The following is a 17,810-nucleotide window of genomic DNA, read 5'->3' on the forward strand; positions in this document are numbered from 1 at the left end:
TCACTCCTCCCCGAGGATCTGCGGGACGAGGAACTTGCCGTCCTCCGACGCGGGCGCCCCCGACAGGGCCTGCTCCTGCGTCAGCGGCTGCACGGGCACGTCGGGGCGGAACACGTTGGTCATCGGCAGCGGGTGGCTGGTGGCCGGCACGTCGGGCGTGGCGACCTCGCTGACCCGGGCGACCGACTCGACGATCACGTCGAGCTCGCCCGCGAGGCGGTCGAGCTCCTCGGGGGTCAGGTCGATCCGCGCCAGGCCCGCGACGCGCGCGACCTCGTCACGAGAGAGGGAGGACATGGCCGCGAGTCTAGTCGCGGAACGGCCACCGGCCGGCGTCGTCCACAGGTCCGGTGCGGCCGGGCGGCGGGCGCGGGTCTCAGACGCGCGCCGCCGAGACCAGGGCCAGCACGGCGTCGGCGTAGGCGTCGGCCGCGTCCGCCGCGGCGAACGACCGCTCCGGCTGCCCGGGGAGCTCGGCGACCACGAGGTAGGAGCCGTCGAGGGCACGCGCCAGGCTGCGGAACGTCCCGCCCAGCAGCTCGCGGAGCTGGTCCTCCCGGGGCAGCCACAGGGCGTCGTCCTGGGTCACGGAGTCCAGCGCCCACTCGGTCGTGCCGTTGAAGCCGAGGACGGTGCCCGTGGGGTACGCGTGCGGCTCGATGGTCATCTCGCTGATGGTGAAGACCTCGCCCGCGAGCGCCGGCTGGCGCAGCGCGAACCGGTCGCCCGAGCGGGGCGTCCAGCGCAGCCCCGCCGCCTGCAGCAGCTCCGCCCGCTCGATCGAGATCACCGGTCCAGTATGGTCCGGCGCCGCGAGGGCCGCCCGGCGTCCGGCCGGAGCCGCCCCGCGCCCACGCCGCCCCGCGCCCACGTCCCGCCGCGCGTCAGCGCTGCCAGTAGGCGTACCGCTCGGCGGGTCGGAACCCCTCGGCGGCGTAGAGGTCCGCCGCTCCGGCGTTGCTCACCTCCACCTGCAGGAACGCCCGCCGGGCTCCCGCGCCGGCCGCCGCGGCCAGTGCCGCCCGGGTGAGCAGCCGCCCGATGCCCCGACGTCTCGCCTCCGGCGCCACCACCAGGCAGGACAGGCCCACCCAGTCCTCGGCGAACGCCGCCCGCAGCACCCCCAGCGTCCTGCGGTCCTCCCCCACCGCCGCGAGGTAGCGCGCCGGCGTCGCGGCCAGCACCTGCCGGGCGGTGGTCGCATCGGCGGTCGCGCCACCCGCCTTCACCCCGAGCCAGCCGTCCAGCCACGGGCCGTCGACGTGCTCGGAGACCACCACCCGCACACCCGGGTGGGGCGGCACCGGGGGCGGGGGCTCGACGTCGCGCACCAGCACGTCCGTGGCGACGACCGGCGCGTAGCCGCGCGAACCCAGCATCTCCTCCAGGCCCGCGGGCGCCGCCGCGCAGACGCGCACGACCGTCGGCAGGCCGACCGCGTCGTAGCGGGCCTCCACCGCGTCGAGCGTGGCGCCGAGGTCCGCCGGCCGGCCCAGCGGCAGAACGCTGTTGGCGCGCCGCGTGAAGCCGCCGGAGAACCCGAGCCGCCAGCCCTCGACGGTCTCCACGGTCGCCGGCACCCACGTCGCGGACTCCACCATCACCCCCGGCGCGGCGGGCGGTGTCCACGTCAGGACGTGCAGGGCGACTCCCTCGTGGCCCCAGTCGCGCGCGGGGGCGGCCACGAAGCCGAGCCGTTCGTACAGCCGTCGCGCCGTGACCATCGGCTCGAGCGTCGAGAGCACGACGCCCCGGGCCTGCCGGGCGACCGCCTCCCGCAGCGCGGCGGTCGTGAGCCGCTCAGCCACGCCCCGGCGCCTGGCCTCCGGCGCGACCGCGAGCATCCGCAGCTCCAGCTCGCCCGGCTCGGCGACCTCCGCGTACGAGGTCCCGGCGGGCGCGAGCGTGACCGTCCCGACCACGACGTCCTGGGCGCCGCCCGCACCCGGGACGGTCGCGACCAGCAGGACCGCCTCCCGCGCGCGCCGGCCGGCGTCACGCAGCTCCGTCCCGTAGCCGCCGTCGTCGTCGAGCAGGCCGTCGGCGTGGTACGCCTCCGCGGTCAGGGCGCCGGCCTGGTCCAGGTCCTCCGGGCGGGCGACGCGCACCCGCACCCCGCCGGTCACGCGTCGTCCGACGCGTCCGCCGGGGTCCCCGGGGGTTCCGCTCCCGGGGGCGCGTCGGCGCCGCCAGAGCCGTCGGCGTCGTCGGCGCCCGGCAGGCCCGCGGGTCCCTCGGCCAGCAGCGTGACGAAACCGGCCTCGTCGAGGATGCGCAGACCGAGCTCGCGCGCCTTCGCCTCCTTCGACCCCGCGTTGTCCCCCACGACGACGAAGTCCGTCTTCTTGGAGACGCTGCCCGACGCCTTGCCGCCGCGGCTGAGCACGGCCTCCTTCGCCTGGTCCCGGCTGAACCCCTCGAGGCTGCCCGTGACGACGACCGTGAGCCCCTCGAGGGTGCGCGGGACCGACGCGTCCGCCTCGTCGGCCATGACGACACCGGCCGCCCGCCACCGCCGCACGATCTCGGCGTGCCAGTCCTCGGCGAACCAGTCGACGATCGAGTCCGCGATGGTCGGGCCGACGCCCTCGACCGCCGACAGCGTCTCGCGCGCCTGCTCGGCGTCGGCGAGCGCCTCCTCGAGCGCGGCCATCGACCCGAACCGCTGCGCGATCGCGCGCGCAGCCGTCGGACCGACGTTGCGGATGCTCAGCCCGACGAGCACGCGCCAGAACGGCTTGGTCTTGGCGGCGTCCAGCTCGTCCAGGAGCTTCTTGGCCTGCTCGGACGGCACGTCCTCGTGCTCCGGCAGCACCTCCCCGCGCGCCTCGGCCTCGCGCCGGGCCCGCGCGCTGTGCGTCACCCGGCGCCGGAACGGGGTGCGTCGACGCACGACGCCGTCGTCGTCGACCCGCGGCTCGCCGGAGTCGGGGTCGCGCACGACCACCTCGACCTGCTTCAACAGGGCGAAGCTGCGCTCGCGCACCCGTTCGCGCTCGGCCTCCGTGGCGTCGGCGGACCAGGCCACGAGGTCGAAGAGGTCCGCCTCGTTCACGACCGGCGGCGGCGAGGGGACCTCGGGCTGCGTGAGGGCGGCCGCGGTGACCTCGCCGAGCGCCTCGATGTCGAGGGCGCCGCGCGAGCCGATGTGCTCGACGCGGCCGCGTACCTGCGCCGGGCAGGTGCGGGCGTTCGGGCAGCGCAGGTCGACGTCCCCCTCCCGCATCGGACGCAGGAGGGAGCCGCACTCGGGGCACCGCGTCGGCATCGTCCAGTCGGTCCGCGGGTACCCGTCGTCCGCGAGCGCGGTCACCGGCCCGACGATCTCGGGGATGACGTCGCCGGCCTTGCGCAGCACGACCACGTCCCCGGGCCGGACGCCCTTCGCGGCGACGACGTCCTTGTTGTGAAGCGTCGCCATCGCGACCGTCGAGCCGGACACGCGGACCGGCTCCATCACCGCGTAGGGCGTGACGCGGCCGGTGCGGCCGACGTTCACCTCGATCGCGAGCAGGCGGGTGTTGACCTCCTCCGGCGGGTACTTGTAGGCGATCGCCCAGCGCGGGGCACGGCTGGTCGCGCCCAGCCGGCGCTGGAGCGCGAGCTCGTCGACCTTGATGACGATGCCGTCGATCTCGTGCTCGACCTCGTGCCGGTGCTCGCCGTAGTGGTCGATCATCTCCTGCACGCCGGCCAGGCCCGCGACCACCCGGCTGTGCGGCGACACCGGGACGCCCCACCCCGCCAGCAGGTCGTACACCTGCGACTGCCGCTCGAGGCCCGCACCCCTGCCCGTCCCCCACCGCAGGGCGCCGATGCCGTGCGCGTACACCTGCAGCGGCCGGGACGCCGTCACCCGGGGGTCCTTCTGGCGCAACGACCCCGCGGCGGCGTTGCGGGGGTTCGCGAACGGGGAGCGGCCGGCCGCGACCTGCGCCGCATTCAGCCGCTCGAACGCCTCGACGGGCAGGAACACCTCGCCGCGCACCTCGATCTGCTCGGGGTGCGTGGCGGGGTCGCCCGCGAGGGTCTCCGGGATCGCGGCGATGGTGCGGACGTTGAGCGTGACGTCCTCACCGGTGCGCCCGTCGCCGCGCGTCGCCGCCCGCACGAGCCGGGCCGGGCCGTCGCCGGCCCGCTCGTAGAGCAGCGCGATCGCGAGGCCGTCGATCTTGAGCTCCGTCAGGTACTGCAGCCCCGCGTCCGCCGGGATCTCGAGGTCGCGGTGCACGCGCTCGGCCCACGCCGCGACGTCCTCCGCAGAGAACGCGTTGTCGAGCGACAGCATCCGCTCGACGTGGTCGACCGCCCGGAAGTCCGTCGAGAAGGTGCCCCCGACGCGCTGCGTCGGGGAGTCCGGCGTGCGCAGCCCGAGCCCCTGGTAGGCGTCCTCGAGCGCCTCGAGGCGCCGCAGGGTCGCGTCGTACTCCGCGTCGCTGGCCAGGGGCTCGTCGCGCACGTAGTAGGCGAACTGCAGGTCGCGGACCCGGTCGGCCAGCTCGGACCAGAGGCGGCGGGCCGCCGGCTCGTCCAGGCCGGTGTCGTCGGGCGTCGTCGTCTCGGCTCGTGTCGCGTCCACGGGCACATCATGCCTCCCGGTGCCGACACGCACGCGGGCGGGCATCAGGCCCTCGCGAGGTCGAGCAGCCGGTCCAGCGCCGGCACCAGCCGGTGCCAGGACTCGACCGTCAGCTCGAGGACCTGGTCCGTCCCGTCGCCCGCGTAGAGCCACGTCGTGGGCGCCCCGTCACGCCGGTGGAGGCACACCGCCAGGTCCGTCGTCGCGGTGCGCTCCCCGTGCCCGTCGTCCGGGTCGAGCTCGCCGAACAGCGGCGGGGACTCGTCACCTCCGGCCCGCAGCTCGCGCACCGGCACGGACAGCGAGGCGCTCGCGTGCCGGCGCGTCGCGCCCTCGTCGTCGTCCTCGTGCAGCACCACGCACCACGGCGGGCAGCCGCCCGCCACCGTCCTGCCGGGCCTGTCCTGCGTCGTTCCCACGGCTCCTCCTCCGCTCGTGTCGCGAGGGGTCCGGGACTGCTCCCCCGCGGGTGGTGTCCACCATGGGCGGGGGTACTGACACGGGAGGCCGGTCGTCCACAGGGGACGTCCGGATCACCGCCCGGCGGGGTCCAGCAGGTCGCGCACGTCCACGGCGAGCCGGTCCGCGAGCCGCTCGACGGTCCGCAGGGTGAGGTTGCGCTCGCCGCGCTCGACCGCGCCCAGGTACGTGCGGTGCACGCCGAGCGCGTCGGCGAGCGCCTCCTGGCTCAGACCACGCTCCGCCCGCACGCGACGGACCTGCTCACCCACGACACGCTGCAGCTCGCCTTCCACCCGACCACGGTCCGGGTCTCGCTACTTCTGCGTCTACAGACTCATGAGTAGCACACGGGAGGTCGGGCGGCACCACCCTGGACCGCCGGGACGCACAGTCCGTGGGAGGACGGGGGCGCGGGCGGCGGTAGCGGCCGATGCGAGGCCGGGCACGGGGGCAGTGGCAGCCGGCGAGAGACCGGTGTCGGCCGGCCCGGGCCCGGTGCAGGACCGGGCCCGAGGGCGGCGCCGGTCCGGCGAACCGCCCCGGGGTCAGCGAGGAGCCGGGTCGCGGAGCAGCTCGGACGGCACGACACCGAGCCCGGCGGCGAGCCGCTCGACCGTGCGGAGCGTGAGGTTGCGCTCGCCCCGCTCGACGGCGCCCATGTACGTGCGGTGCACGTCCAGCTCGACGGCGAGCGCCTCCTGGCTCACGCCCCGCTGGGACCGGATCCTGCGGACGTTGCGTCCGACCACGCGCTGCAGCTCGCCTTCCACCCGACCGACGCTCCCGGGGCACCCGCCGCCCGTCCACACACCGATGCGTAGCGCCCGCACGATCCCGCCCACCCTGATCCCCGCGCACCCCCACGCCGCTCCCGTCGGAGGCTCCTACGAGGGGACGGAGGGCTCCGCAGACCACCTCGACGGCACGCGGGCACCACCGATCCACGTGCGGAGCCTCCGACGGGAGGGCACGCACGGCCGCCGGTCAGGCGGGCGGCACGCACCTCGCCGGTCAGGCGGGCGGCACGCACCTCGCCGGGCAGGCGGGCGGCACGCACCTCGCCCGTCAGGCGGGCGGCACGCCCCGCCGCCGGCGTGCCAGCGCCACGCCGGCGGTCCCGAGCACCAGCGTCACCCCCACCGCCGTCGCCACGACCGCCGCGGTCACCGCGGGGGCCGAGCCCTCCGCCAGCACGGCCTCCTGCTGGCGCCCGCCGACGGTCCAGGTGCACGCGGAGCGCGGCGGCAGCAGCGACGTGGTGATCTCGGCGCCGTCCTCGCCGGCGGTGGCCGCGGCGACGCACGACCCCTCGTCCGCGAGCCCCGTCCGCAGCGTCCCGGTGACGAGCGCGATCCCCTGCACCAGCAGCACGACGAGGCCGACGACCGCCAGCGCCGCCCCGCCTGCGAGGAGCGCGGCCCTCGCCGTGCTCGTGCGGCGCCTCACGACTCGGCCCGCTCGGCGACGACGGCGGCGGCCCGCGCCACGGCGGCGAGCGTCGCCCGCGCGGCCGCGGGGTGGACGACGGCCTCGCGGCCCGGCACGGCCGGCCCGGCGGGGGCGAGCAGCACGACGTCGCGCAGCCCGGCGCGGTCGAGCCCGACCCGCTGCCAGCCGTGCAGCACCGCGTCCGCGACGCCCTGCACGTCGGGCCCGGCGCACTGCGACGTCGCGGGCTGCGGGACGCCCGCCCACAGGGACACGCCGGCCTCGACGTGCTCGGCGACGGCCTCCCACGACCGGTCGTCGAGGGCGGTCGTCTCGATCCCCAGGCCGTCCGCCCCCGCGCCGCGCGCCGCCCCGAGCACCGCCGCGCCGGGGCCGACGTGCACGACGACGCGGTCGGCGCCGGCCGCGCGCAGGACCCCCACGACGCGGGACAGCCGCTCGGAGACCACCGGCGCGGGCACCGCACGCAGCCGGGAGTACCCGGAGAACGACGGCAGGACCCCGGCGACCACGGGGGCGAGCAGCGGCTCGTGCAGCAGCACCGTGGGTCGCGCGCCGGGGACGGCCCGCACCACCGCCGCGAGGTGCTCCGCCGTGCCGGCGGCGAGCGACTCGGCGATCTCCTCGAGGGCGCCGTGGTCGCCGACCGCCCGGTCGCCGCGCGCGAGGTAGACGGAGGCCGCCAGCGTGAGCGGTCCGCACACGGGGACGACCAGCGAGCCGGACCAGCCGTGGGCGGCGACCGCGAGCGCGTCGAGGTCCTCACGGCGGGCGGCGGCGAGCCGGGTCGCGTCGGCCCCGGGACGGTCGGCGAGCCGCCAGCCGTGCGGCCCGAGGTCGGCGGGCAGGTCGACCAGCAGCCCGAGCGCCTGCGCGGCCGCGGTCCCGTAGGGCCCCCGCTCGCCGAGCCGCACGGTCCACGGCAGGCCCGTGACGCCGTCCGGCAGGTCCGCGAGGTCGCCGAGGACGGTCTGCTGCGCCTCGAGGGGGTCGGTCCCGGGCCACGCACCCGTGCTGCTGACCGCCGTCACGCGCGCCCCCAGGCCGGGACCGCGCGTGCCGGGACCGCGCGGTGCGCCCGGTCGACGGTCGCCTGCCCGAGCACCCGGTCGCCGTCCGCGCCGCCGTAGAGCACCGCGGACTGCCCGGGCGCGACACCGCGCAGCGTCCCCTCGACCTGCACCTGCGCGCCCCCGTCCACCGCCCGCACCCGCGCGGGCACACCCTCGCCGTGCGCGCGGACCTGCAGCGTGCACGCCGTCCACGCCGCGGGGGCGTCGCCGAACCAGACCGCGTCGACCGCGTCGAGCGCGGCGACGGACAGGTCCTCGGCCCCGCCGACGACCACGCGGTTGCTCACCGGCTCGATCGCCAGGACGTACCGCGGCCGGCCGTCGGGGGCGGGCCGCCCGAGCCGCAGTCCCTTGCGCTGGCCGACCGTGTACCCGTACGCCCCGTCGTGCTGCCCGAGCACGGCACCGTCCACGTCGACGACCTCCCCCGGGCGCGACCCGAGCCGGGACCGCAGGAACCCCTGGGTGTCGCCGTCCGCGACGAAGCAGATGTCGTAGGAGTCGGGCTTGGCCGACACGCCCAGGCCGCGCGCGGCCGCCTCGGCGCGCACCGCGTCCTTCGACGGCGCGTCCCCGAGCGGGAACAGCGCGCGGGACAGGCGCTGCGGCCCCATGACGGCCAGCACGTACGACTGGTCCTTCGCCCGGTCGGCCGCGCGCCGCAGCACCGGCGTGCCGTCCCCGTCACGCTCCGCCCGGGCGTAGTGGCCGGTGCAGACCGCGTCGAAGCCGAGCGCGAGCGCCTTGTCGAGCAGCGCGTCGAACTTGATGTGCTCGTTGCACCGCACGCACGGGTTCGGCGTCCGCCCGGCCTCGTACTCGGCGAGGAAGTCCGCCACGACCGTGTCCTCGAACCGCTCGGACAGGTCCCACACGTAGTACGGGATGCCCAGGACGTCGGCGGCGCGCCGGGCGTCGCCCGCGTCCTCGATCGAGCAGCAGCCGCGCGATCCGCTGCGCAGCTGCGCGCGGTCACGGGAGAGCGCCATGTGGACGCCGACGACCTCGTGGCCGGCGTCGACCGCGCGCGCCGCGGCCACGGCCGAGTCCACCCCGCCGGAGAGCGCGGCGAGCACCCGCATCAGGCGACCCCCGCCCGCGGCCGGCCCGCCAGGCCCGCGGCCTGCGCCCGCTCGACCGCGCCCGGCAGCGCCGCGAGCAGCGCGTCCACGTCGGCGCGGGTCGACGGCCACCCGAGGCTGAACCGCAGGGCCCCGCGGGCGTCGCCCTCCTCCAGGCCCATCGCGAGCAGGACGTGGCTCGGCTGCGGCACGCCGGCCTGGCACGCCGAGCCGGTGGAGCACTCGACGCCCGCGCTGTCGAGCAGGTAGAGCAGCGAGTCGCCCTCGCAGCCGGGGAAGGTGAAGTGCGCGTTCGCGGGCAGCCGTCCGGCGGCGTCGGCCGGACCGCGCAGCACCGCGCCGGGCACGGCCTCGCGCACACCGGCGACGAGCGCGTCGCGCAGCGCTCCGAGACGCGCGGCCGTCTCCGGCCGCGCGGCCACCGCGCGCTCCACCGCGACCGCGAACGCGGCGATGGCGGGGACGTCGAGCGACCCGGACCGCACGCCGCGCTCCTGCCCGCCGCCGTGCAGCACCGGCACGAGACCCAGCTCCCGGCGGGCGAGCAGGGCGCCGACGCCCACCGGGCCGCCGACCTTGTGACCCGAGACGGTCAGGGCGTCGAGGCCCGACGCCGCGAAGTCCACCGGCACCTGGCCGACGGCCTGCACGGCGTCCGCGTGCACCGGCACGCCGTGGGCGTGCGCCAGCGCGACCACGTCGGCGAGCGGCTGCAGCGTCCCGACCTCGTTGTTCGCCCACATCACCGAGACCAGCGCGGTCGCGTCGCCGTGCTCGGCGAGATCGTCGCGCAGCACGTCGAGCCGCACGCGTCCCTCGTCGTCCACGGGCAGCAGCACGATCTCCGCACCCGCGTGCTCGGCGAGCCAGAACGCGGGGTCGAGCACCGCGTGGTGCTCCACGGCCGACACCAGCACCCGACGCCGCGCGGGGTCCTGCGCGGTGCGCGCCCAGAACACCCCCTTGACGGCGAGGTTGTCCGCCTCGGTGCCGCCACCTGTCAGCAGCACCTCGCTCGGCCGGGCCCCCAGGGCCGCGGCGAGGCGCTCGCGGGACTCCTCGACGACGCGGCGCGCCGCCCGCCCGGCGGCGTGCAGCGACGACGGGTTGCCGGTGCGGGACAGGTGCTCGACCAGGACGGCGGCCGCCTCCGGGAGCACGGGCGTCGTGGCCGCGTGGTCCAGATACGCGCTCACCCGCACGAGTCTACGAACCCCTTTGGCAGGATGTGCGCGTGAGTCACGACGCGACGACGCCTCCACTGGCCTTCAGCGGCCAGCGCCTGGACTGGCGCGACCTCCCCCGGGGGGTCCGCAGCCGCATCCAGGAGCTCGCCGGCGCCCAGGTCACCGCCGAGACCAGTGCGACCACCGGCTTCAGCCCGGGGTTCGCCGCGGTGCTGGAGCTGGCCGACGGCCGGGGGGTGTTCGTCAAGGCGGTCTCGCCCGAGCAGAACCCCGAGTCGCCGGAGCTGGCGCGGGCGGAGGTGCGGGCCGCCGCCGCGCTGCCGCCGCACGTCCCCGCGCCCCGGCTGCTGTGGTCCGGCGACGACGGCGAGTGGGTGCTGCTGGGCTTCGAGGTCGCGCCGGGGCGGCCGCCGCTGCTGCCGTGGCGGTCCGACGAGCTCGAGGTCGTGCTGCGGGCGCTCGACACGCTGGCGGAGTGCGAGCCGCTGCCGGGTCACGAGCTGCGCCCGACCGCCGAGATGCTCGCGGGCGACTTCACAGGCTGGGAGCGGATCGCCGAGCGCCCGGCGGACGAGCTGGACCGGCTCGTCGCGACGGCGGGCGAGGCGGGGCCGTGGCTGCTCGGGCACCTGGACCTGCTCGTCGCGTGGGAGCGGGACGCCCTGGCGGCGTGCGCCGGGAGCGCCCTGGTGCACGGCGACCTGCGCGCGGACAACGTCCTGGTCGACCACGACCACGACGGCGGACGGGTCTCGCTCATCGACTGGCCGCACGCCGGCACGGGGGCACCGTGGCTGGACCTGGCGTTCATGCTCCCGAGCGTCGCGATGCAGGGCGGCGGGTCGCCCCAGGAGATCTTCTGGTCGCGCCCCGTGGCGACCGGGGTCGACCCGGAGCGGCTGCGCGCCGTGGTCGCCGGGCTGTCCGGCTACTTCGCGCACTCCGCGCTCCAGCCGGCCCCGGTCGGCATCCCCAACCTGCGGCGGTTCCAGGGCGCCCAGGCCCGCGCGGCCGTGGAGTGGCTGCGCGCGCTGGCGTAGGCCCCGACCTCAGCCCCGGCGGAGCCGGCGCAGCTCCTCGGTGAGCTGCGGCACCACCTGGAACAGGTCCCCGACGACGCCGTAGTCGGCGATCTCGAAGATCGGCGCCTCCGGGTCCTCGTTGACGGCCACGACCGTGCCGGACGCCTGCATGCCGCCGCGGTGGTGGACGGCTCCGGACACCCCGAAGCCGAGGTACAGCCGCGGGGAGACCGTGACGCCGGTCTGCCCGATCTGCGCCTCGTGCCCGATCCAGCCCTCGTCCGTGGCGACGCGCGTGGCGCCGACCGCCGCGCCGACCTCATCCGCCAGCGCCTCCAGCGGACCGAAGTCCCCACCCGTCCCCCGCCCGCCCACGACGACGACGTCCGCGGACGACAGGTCGGGGCGGTCGGAGGGTGCCTGCGCGGTGCGCTCGACGACGCGCACGCGGGTGGCGCGGTCGGTCACCGCCACGCTGCGGGGGCGGACCTCGGGCGCGAGCGGCGCCTCGTCCTCGACGTGCGAGGAGACGACCGCGCCGGCCTTGAGCAGCACGACGGCCACCTCGGTGAGCACGGCGCAGCGCGTCGTCCACGTCCCGGCCAGCACGGTCTTCGCCGCGACGACGCGACCGGCGGCGTCCCGCTCGACCGCCGCGGCGTCCGTCACGACGCCCGCTCCGGTCGCGAGGGCGACGCGGGCGGCGGCCTCCTTGTTCTCGAACGTCGAGAGCGCGAGCAGCACCGTCGCGCCGGCCGCTCGGACGACGTCCGCGACGGCCTCGGCGAGCACAGGCGTGAGCAGCGGGTCGGCGTCGCCCGTGGTGACGGCGTGCACCACCGACACCCCGTGCCGGCCGAGCACCGGCAGGGCGGGGTCGAGCGGCTCGTCCCCGACCCACACGCCGTGCACGGCCCCGCCCGGGCCGGCGAGCTCCCGCGCCGCCGTCGCGAGCTCCAGCACGCTGCCCCGCAGCGCGCCCGTGTCCGCGTGGTCGAGCAGCACCAGCACCGTGGCCATCAGAGGACCTCCCCCGTCGCGGGCGTCGTGCGGACCAGGTCGCGCTCCAGCAGCCAGGCGGCCAGGTGCCGGCCGGCCTCGCCGTCGTCCGTCACCAGGACGCGGTCCGTGCGGGGCGGCCGGGGCGCGGCCTCGACGACCTCCGTGCGGGCGCCGGCGGACCCGACCGTCGCGGGGTCGACCCCCAGGTCGGCGAGGGTCAGCACCGTCACCGGCTTCTTGCGGGCGGCCATGATCGCCTGGAAGTTCGGGTAGCGGGGCTCGTTCGCCCGGTCGGTGACCGACACCAGCGCCGGCAGGGGCGCCTCGAGCACCTCCGTGGCGTGGTCCAGGTCCCGGCGCACCGTGACGGTGCCGTCCGCGAGCGCCACCGACGACGCGAGCGTGAGCTGCGGGAGGTCCAGCAGGTCCGCCAGCGCGGCCGGCAGCAGCGAGGTGAGACCGTCGAGGCCCGCCATGCCGGTGACGACCAGGTCGGCCTCCCCGAGGTGGCGGACGGCCGCGGCCAGCACGGTCGCGGTGCCGATCGCGTCCGACCCGGCGACCGCGTCGTCCAGGACGTGCACCGCGGCGTCCGCCCCGAGCTGGAGGCCGCGTCGCACGGCGTCCTCGGCGTCGTCCGGGCCGGCGGTCACGACGACGACCTCGGCGTCCCCGCCGGCGTCGCGCGCCTGCTCCGCCAGGACGACGGCGGCCTCGACCGCGTTCTCGTCCAGCTCGTTCAGCGTGCCGTCACCGCCGTCGCGCACGAGCCGGCCGTCGGGGCCGAGGGCTCGCTCGGACTGGATGTCGGGCACGTGCTTGACGCACACCACGATTCTCACCTCCGGAACGTTACCCGCCCGGCGCGGGCGGCGGCGCCGGGGCACGGCCCGCGGCGACGGCGCCCGCGCGGCCACCTCACCCGGCGGCTGCGCAGGTCCGCGGCCCGGGCGCGCCACAATGGGGACGTGGTGCACTCCCCCGACCGCCCGACAGCCGGCCCGCCGCCGCGTCTCGGCGTGCACGTCACGGACGACGGCGCCGACGTGGCGGTGCTCGCACCCCACGCCGAGGCGGTGGAGCTCTGCCTCCTCGACCCCGACCCGTCGTCGCCGTCGGGCTGGGCGGAGCGGCGCGTCCCCCTGACGGGCCCGGACCTCGGCGTCTTCTCCGCCCGGGTGCCCGGCCTGCGTCCCGGGCAGCGCTACGGCCTGCGCGCGCACGGTCCGTGGGACCCGGAGGCGGGGCTCCGGTACAACCCCGCGAAGCTGCTGGTGGACCCGTACGCCACCGGGCTGGCCGGGGAGGTCGACCACGGCCCGGCCACGTACGGCCACGAGGTCGACGACGCCCTGCGCGGCGACCCGTACGGCCCCGCCGACCCCCGCGACTCCGTCGCCCACGTCCCGCACGGCGTCGTGCTGGACCGCCGGCCCGGCCACCGCGGGGCCGGCGACGCCGTCGACCCGGCGGCCAACCGCCCGTACACGCCGTGGGCGGACACCGTGGTCTACGAGGCGCACGTGCGCGGGCTGACGCTGCGGCACCCGGACCTGCCGCCGCACCTGCGCGGCACGTACGCCGCGCTCGGGCACCCGGCGGTCGTGGGGCACCTGCGGGCGCTCGGCGTCACGGCGCTGGAGCTGCTGCCCGTGCACGCGTCCTCCTCCGAGCCGCACCTGGTCGACAAGGGGCTGACGAACTACTGGGGCTACAGCACGCTGGGCTTCTTCGCCCCGCACGCCCCGTACGCCACCGCCGCGGCGCGGGCGGCGGGTCCCGCCGCGGTGCTCGACGAGCTGCGCGGCGCCGTGCACGCCCTGCACGAGGCGGGCATCGAGGTGCTGCTCGACGTCGTGTACAACCACACCTGCGAGGGCGGGCTCACCGGCCAGCACCTGTCGCTGCGCGGCCTGGACTCCGCGGTCTACTACCTGCACGACGGCGGCCGGCCGGCGGCCCTGGCGGACGTGACGGGCACCGGCAACACGCTCGACTTCCGCCGCCCCGAGGTGATCCGGCTGACGCTGGACTCGCTGCGGTACTGGGCGCAGGAGGTCGGGGTCGACGGCTTCCGGTTCGACCTGGCGGTCACGCTCGGTCGCGGGCACGGCGGCTTCGACCCGGACCACCCGTTCCTCGTGGCGGCCGCCACCGACCCGGCGCTGCACGGCCTCAAGCTCGTCGCCGAGCCCTGGGACGTCGGCCCCGGCGGCTGGCGCACCGGGCAGTTCCCGCCGCCGTTCGCCGAGTGGAACGACAAGTTCCGCAACTCCGTGCGCTCGTTCTGGCTCGCGGACCCGGCGCGCGCCGCGCACGGCCTGCCGGAGCACCGGGTGCGGGACCTCGCCACGCGGCTCGCGGGCTCCGTCGACCTGTTCGGCCACACCGACCCGCCGCTGGTGCGCGGGCCGCAGGCGTCGGTCAACTACGTGACCGCCCACGACGGCTTCACGCTCGCCGACCTCGTCGCCTACGAGCACAAGCACAACGAGGCGAACGGCGAGCAGAACCGCGACGGCTCGGACGACAACCGGTCGTGGAACCACGGGGTCGAGGGCCGCGTCGGCCCCGACTCCGTGGCCTCCGACATCGTGCCGCTGCGCCGGCGCTCGCTGCGCAACCTGCTGGCGACGCTGCTGCTCGCCGCGGGGACGCCGATGATCACCGCGGGCGACGAGATGGGCCGGACGCAGCGCGGCAACAACAACGCGTACTGCCAGGACTCGGACCTGTCCTGGGTGTCCTGGGACCTCGCCCCCTGGCGACGCGACCTCCTGGCGACCGCGCGTCACCTGACGGCGCTGCGGCACGCGCACCCGGCTCTGCGCAGCACCCGGTTCTTCACCGGGCGGGCACCCTCGGGCGCCCGCCCGGACCTCACGTGGTTCGACCCGGGCGGGGTGGCGTTCACCCACGAGCGGTGGCACGACGGCGACCTGCGCACGCTGCAGATGCTGCGGGCGGCGGAGGGCGACACCGTGCTCGTGGTGGTGAACGGCTCGCTCGACCCGGTCGACGTGGTGCTCGCCGACGACCGGCCCACGCTGTGGGAGCTCGCCTGGGACTCGACCTGGGAGCACCCCGACGAGGTCCGGACCGCCGCGGTCGACGGCGTCCTGCACCGCGAGTCGGGGACGCGGGTGGTCGTCGAGCCGCTCAGCCTGCGGGTCTACGTGGCCTGACGCCCGAAGAGCCCCCGCCCGGTCCTGCGGGCGGGGGCTCCTCGGCGGTGCGGGCCGGTCGCGTCAGCCGGCGTTCGCGACCAGGCCGACCTCGGCGACGGACGCGAGGCCCGGGTGCCGCGGGACGACGCGCACGCTGTACCCGAACGGTCCGGACGCGTCGAGCAGCACGTCGCCCGCGAACGCGTACCGCCCGCCCTCGTACCTCTCCGCGAGCGCGAGCGGGTCGACCGTGAAGCCGTGCAGCTCGTCCGACTCCGTGACCTTGCCGTGCACGACCTGCACCTCGACGTCCTCGGGCGCGAGGTCGCCGAGCGACACGTACGCCTTGACGTGCAGGGCGTCGCCGACCTGCGGCACCTCGCCGACGCCGCCGGACTCGACGTGGTCGACGCGGACGTGCTGCCAGCCGGCCCGCACGCGGCCCTTCCAGGCGGCCAGCTCGCGGGCCCCCGTGAACGCGGCGTCGCCGGCGAGCTCGCGCCCGGCCACCGTCGCCGGGGCGTAGAGGCGCTCGACGTAGTCCGCCACCATGCGCGTCGCCTGGACCTTCGGGCCGAGCGTGGCGAGCGTGTGCCGGACCATCTCCAGCCAGCGCAGCGGCAGCCCCCGCTCGTCCCGGTCGTAGAACCGCGGCGCCACCTGGTGCTCGATGAGCTCGTACAGGGCGGCGGCCTCGAGGTCGTCGCGGCGGTCCGGGTCCTCGACGCCGTCGGCCGTCGGGATCGCCCAGCCGTTCTCGCCGTCGTACCACTCGTCCCACCACCCGTCGAGGATGGACAGGTTGAGGCCGCCGTTGAGCGCCGCCTTCATTCCGGAGGTGCCGCACGCCTCGAGCGGGCGCAGCGGGTTGTTCAGCCACACGTCGCAGCCCGGGTACAGCGTCTGCGCCATCGCGATGTCGTAGTTCGGCAGGAACACGATGCGGTGGCGGACGCCGGCCTCGTCGGCGAACCGGACGAGCTGCTGGATGAGGCGCTTGCCCTGGTCGTCGGCGGGGTGCGACTTGCCGGCGATGACGAGCTGCACCGGGCGCTCCGGGTGCGTGAGCAGGGCGCGCAGCCGCTCGGGGTCGCGCAGCATGAGCGTGAGGCGCTTGTACGTCGGCACGCGCCGCGCGAACCCGATGGTCAGCACGTCGGGCGACAGCACGTCGTCGACCCAGCCCAGCTCGGCCGGGGACGCGCCGCGCCGGGCCCACGACCCGCGCACCCGGCGCCGGGCGTCCGCGACCAGCGAGGCCCGCAGCGTGCGCCGCAGCTCCCACAGCTCGGCGTCGCCGATCGCGTCGGTGAGCCACCCGGTGCCCGACGCGATCTCGTCGCCGGTGAGCCTCTCGGCCGCGAGGTCGGACAGCCGGCGGTCCACCCAGGTCGGCGCGTGGACGCCGTTGGTCACGGAGGTGATCGGCACCTCCACGTCGTCGAAGCCCGGCCACAGGCCGTTGAACATGCCGCGGGAGACCTCGCCGTGCAGCAGCGAGACGCCGTTGGCGCGCCCGCCGAGGCGCAGGCCCATCACGGCCATGTTGAACATGAGCGGGTCGCCGCCGGGGTAGTCCTCGGCGCCCAGCGCCAGCACCCGCTCCACCGGGACGCCCGGCGCCTCGTTCGCCCCGCCGAAGTACTGCTCCACGAGGGACGCCTGGAACCGGTCGATCCCGGCGGGCACGGGGGTGTGCGTGGTGAACACGGTGGCGGCCCGCACGGCCTCCAGCGCCTCGTCGAAGCCCAGGCCAGCGCCGCCGACGAGCTCCCGGATCCGCTCGACCCCGAGGAACCCGGCGTGCCCCTCGTTGGTGTGGTAGACCTCCGGCTCCGGCGCGCCGGTCAGCCGGGACCACAGCCGCAGCGCGCGCACGCCGCCGACGCCGAGCAGCAGCTCCTGCTGCAGCCGGTGCTCGCCGCCCCCGCCGTACAGCCGGTCGGTGACCTTGCGCGCGGCCTCGTCGTTCTCGGGCACGTCGGAGTCGAGCAGCAGCAGCGGCACCCGGCCGACGGTCGCCGTCCAGACGTGCGCGTGCAGCGTCCGGCCGCCCGGCAGCGGGATGGTGACGACGGCGGGCGTGCCGTCGTGCTCGCGCACCAGGGTCAGCGGCATGCCGTCCGGGTCGAGCAGCGGGTAGGTCTCGACCTGCCAGCCGTCGCGCGTCAGCGCCTGCTTGAAGTAGCCCGCGCCGTACAGCAGGCCCACCCCGACGATCGGCACGCCCAGGTCGGACGCGCTCTTCAGGTGGTCCCCGGCGAGGATGCCGAGACCGCCCGAGTACTGCGGCAGCACCGCGGTGATGCCGAACTCCGGCGAGAAGTAGGCGATGGCCGCGGGCAGCGAGGGGTCGGAGGCCTGGCGGCGCTGGTACCAGCGCGGCGCCTCGAGGTACTCGTGCAGGTCCGCCGTGGCGGCGCGGACGGCCGCCACCACGTCCGGGTCCGCGGCGAGCTCCGCGAGCCGCTCGGGACGCAGCGCGCCGAGCAGGGCCACGGGGTCCCCGTGCACCTCGTCCCAGAGCGCCGGGTCGATGCGGGCGAACAGGTCGCGGGTCGGCGCGTGCCAGGACCAGCGCAGGTTGTGGGCGAGCTCGTCCAGGTCGGCGAGCTCGGCAGGCAGCGACGTGCGGACGGTGAATCGGCGGATGGCTCTCACGGTGCACGAGCGTACGCAGGGGCGGGGCCGTCGGAACAGCACCTCGGTCCCACCAGGTGCGGATGGCGGCACGTCGGGCCGTCCGGATGCCGGGCGGCCACCCCAGTGGATAGGTTCGGAACCGTG

Annotated in this window: 16 protein-coding genes; 2 read left to right on the forward strand and 14 right to left on the reverse strand. The window is 76.7% G+C overall.

The window, feature by feature from the left end; translation table 11 throughout:
* The 11 genes from gatC to P9841_RS05110 form a co-directional block, all read right to left on the reverse strand.
* On the reverse strand, positions 1-297 hold the full coding sequence (gatC, locus tag P9841_RS05060; RefSeq protein WP_283320982.1) for an Asp-tRNA(Asn)/Glu-tRNA(Gln) amidotransferase subunit GatC: 297 nt from the start codon (positions 295-297) through the stop codon (positions 1-3).
* A gap of 79 nt (positions 298-376) precedes the next feature.
* Entirely contained in the window at positions 377-790 is a 414-nt protein-coding gene (locus P9841_RS05065; RefSeq protein WP_283320983.1) for a pilus assembly protein CpaE, read from the reverse strand.
* 94 nt (positions 791-884) lie between these two features.
* On the reverse strand, positions 885-2,126 hold the full coding sequence (locus tag P9841_RS05070) for a GNAT family N-acetyltransferase (protein ID WP_283320984.1): 1,242 nt from the start codon (positions 2,124-2,126) through the stop codon (positions 885-887).
* Entirely contained in the window at positions 2,123-4,624 is a 2,502-nt protein-coding gene (gene ligA / locus P9841_RS05075) for an NAD-dependent DNA ligase LigA (protein WP_502848504.1), read from the reverse strand. Before ligA ends, P9841_RS05070 begins: the two co-directional genes overlap by 4 nt.
* Entirely contained in the window at positions 4,624-4,998 is a 375-nt protein-coding gene (locus tag P9841_RS05080; RefSeq protein ID WP_283320985.1) for a DUF6907 domain-containing protein, read from the reverse strand. The genes ligA and P9841_RS05080 overlap by 1 nt, the downstream gene beginning before the upstream one ends.
* A gap of 114 nt (positions 4,999-5,112) precedes the next feature.
* Positions 5,113-5,334 (reverse strand): helix-turn-helix transcriptional regulator, encoded by a 222-nt coding sequence (locus tag P9841_RS05085; RefSeq protein WP_283320986.1) that lies wholly within the window; start codon positions 5,332-5,334, stop codon positions 5,113-5,115.
* 252 nt (positions 5,335-5,586) lie between these two features.
* A complete protein-coding gene (locus P9841_RS05090; RefSeq protein ID WP_222171732.1) occupies positions 5,587-5,811 on the reverse strand; it encodes a helix-turn-helix domain-containing protein in 225 nt (74 codons plus the stop codon).
* A gap of 295 nt (positions 5,812-6,106) precedes the next feature.
* Positions 6,107-6,487: a hypothetical protein gene (locus tag P9841_RS05095; protein ID WP_283320987.1), complete on the reverse strand. Its 381-nt coding sequence runs from the start codon at positions 6,485-6,487 to the stop codon at positions 6,107-6,109.
* Entirely contained in the window at positions 6,484-7,521 is a 1,038-nt protein-coding gene (locus tag P9841_RS05100; RefSeq protein ID WP_283320988.1) for a uroporphyrinogen decarboxylase/cobalamine-independent methonine synthase family protein, read from the reverse strand. The genes P9841_RS05095 and P9841_RS05100 overlap by 4 nt, the downstream gene beginning before the upstream one ends.
* A complete protein-coding gene (gene mnmA / locus P9841_RS05105; RefSeq protein ID WP_283320989.1) occupies positions 7,518-8,645 on the reverse strand; it encodes a tRNA 2-thiouridine(34) synthase MnmA in 1,128 nt (375 codons plus the stop codon). The genes P9841_RS05100 and mnmA overlap by 4 nt, the downstream gene beginning before the upstream one ends.
* Positions 8,645-9,841 carry a cysteine desulfurase family protein gene (locus P9841_RS05110; RefSeq protein WP_283320990.1) on the reverse strand — a complete coding sequence of 399 codons (1,197 nt, stop codon included), beginning with the start codon at positions 9,839-9,841 and terminating at the stop codon, positions 8,645-8,647. The genes mnmA and P9841_RS05110 overlap by 1 nt, the downstream gene beginning before the upstream one ends.
* Positions 9,842-9,879: 38 nt before the next feature.
* On the opposite strand from P9841_RS05110, the gene P9841_RS05115 reads away from it, so the two are divergent.
* A complete protein-coding gene (locus tag P9841_RS05115; protein ID WP_283320991.1) occupies positions 9,880-10,872 on the forward strand; it encodes a phosphotransferase family protein in 993 nt (330 codons plus the stop codon).
* A gap of 9 nt (positions 10,873-10,881) precedes the next feature.
* Here the strand turns inward: P9841_RS05115 and P9841_RS05120 are convergent, their stop codons facing one another.
* Together P9841_RS05120 and P9841_RS05125 are read right to left on the reverse strand one after the other, a co-directional pair.
* Positions 10,882-11,874, reverse strand: a complete 993-nt coding sequence (locus P9841_RS05120) for an electron transfer flavoprotein subunit alpha/FixB family protein (RefSeq protein ID WP_283320992.1) — start codon at positions 11,872-11,874, stop codon at positions 10,882-10,884.
* Positions 11,874-12,698, reverse strand: coding sequence for an electron transfer flavoprotein subunit beta/FixA family protein (locus tag P9841_RS05125; protein WP_283320993.1), 825 nt, complete (start codon positions 12,696-12,698; stop codon positions 11,874-11,876). Before P9841_RS05125 ends, P9841_RS05120 begins: the two co-directional genes overlap by 1 nt.
* Positions 12,699-12,824: 126 nt before the next feature.
* On the opposite strand from P9841_RS05125, the gene glgX reads away from it, so the two are divergent.
* Positions 12,825-15,041 carry a glycogen debranching protein GlgX gene (gene glgX, locus P9841_RS05130; RefSeq protein ID WP_283320994.1) on the forward strand — a complete coding sequence of 739 codons (2,217 nt, stop codon included), beginning with the start codon at positions 12,825-12,827 and terminating at the stop codon, positions 15,039-15,041.
* A gap of 63 nt (positions 15,042-15,104) precedes the next feature.
* On the opposite strand, the gene glgP is transcribed toward glgX, so the two are convergent.
* Positions 15,105-17,684, reverse strand: coding sequence for an alpha-glucan family phosphorylase (gene glgP / locus P9841_RS05135; protein ID WP_283320995.1), 2,580 nt, complete (start codon positions 17,682-17,684; stop codon positions 15,105-15,107).
* Positions 17,685-17,810 lie beyond the last annotated feature (126 nt).

Origin of the sequence: Cellulomonas sp. ES6 (genome assembly GCF_030053835.1) — a bacterium.
GTDB lineage: Bacteria > Actinomycetota > Actinomycetes > Actinomycetales > Cellulomonadaceae > Cellulomonas.

Bases quoted from the DNA above. Each gene is read 5' to 3' on its own strand.
- gatC (WP_283320982.1), bottom strand. From the start codon at position 297: ATGTCCTCCCTCTCTCGTGACGAGGTCGCGCGCGTCGCGGGCCTGGCG.
- P9841_RS05120 (WP_283320992.1), bottom strand. From the start codon at position 11,874: ATGGCCACGGTGCTGGTGCTGCTCGACCACGCGGACACGGGCGCGCTG.
- ligA (WP_502848504.1), bottom strand. From the start codon at position 4,624: ATGCCCGCCCGCGTGCGTGTCGGCACCGGGAGGCATGATGTGCCCGTG.
- mnmA (WP_283320989.1), bottom strand. From the start codon at position 8,645: ATGCGGGTGCTCGCCGCGCTCTCCGGCGGGGTGGACTCGGCCGTGGCC.